The sequence below is a fragment of the Pseudomonas sp. P5_B3 genome (genome assembly GCF_056400405.1).
Map to the genome: position 1 here is coordinate 1 of NZ_JBFULI010000144.1, position 529 is coordinate 529.

At 55.1% G+C, this 529-nt stretch carries 2 pseudogenes; both read left to right on the forward strand.

Annotated elements, in window-relative coordinates:
• A pseudogene (locus AC1DRN_RS30000) lies at positions 1 to 161 on the forward strand (group II intron reverse transcriptase/maturase); the annotation flags it as partial.
• A 198-nt stretch (positions 162 to 359) separates the two neighbouring features.
• Positions 360 to 529 (forward strand): annotated as a pseudogene (locus AC1DRN_RS30005) (IS110 family transposase); the annotation flags it as partial.

Genomic DNA, 529 nt, shown 5'->3' on the forward strand with positions numbered 1-529 from the left:
GACGACTTAATCGTGAATTACGGGCTTTGGGTGCGAGTAAAGAAGTCGCCCAGAAAGTGGCATGTAACACCCGTCGTTGGTGGGACAACAGTCGATGGGCCTTGAATTGGGTGCTTAATCTCGCGTGGTTTGATCGCTTGGGACTTCCACGTCTCTCCTGACCTCAATCCCTCGAACCGCCCGGTGCGGACCCGCATGCCGGGTGGTGTGGCAGGGGTACGGTCTATGAAGGCCGTCCCCTATGCCGATTGCCTGCGAATTTAGCGGTTGATGCAAATCCACTAATGAAATGGCTACCCYCGCCGCCCCCTGTGATCGACCACTAAGCTTTCACAGGGGGCTTATCGGAGATCATTGCCATGAGCAAAGTAGCTATTGCCGCCATCGATCTGGGAAAACACACCTTTCATCTACATGCACAGGATGATCGTGGTCACGAGCTGTACCGCAAAAAATTCAATCGGGTAGCGCTCATGCAGCACCTGATGAACCTTGAGCCCTGCACTGTCGTGATGGAGGCCTGCGGCGG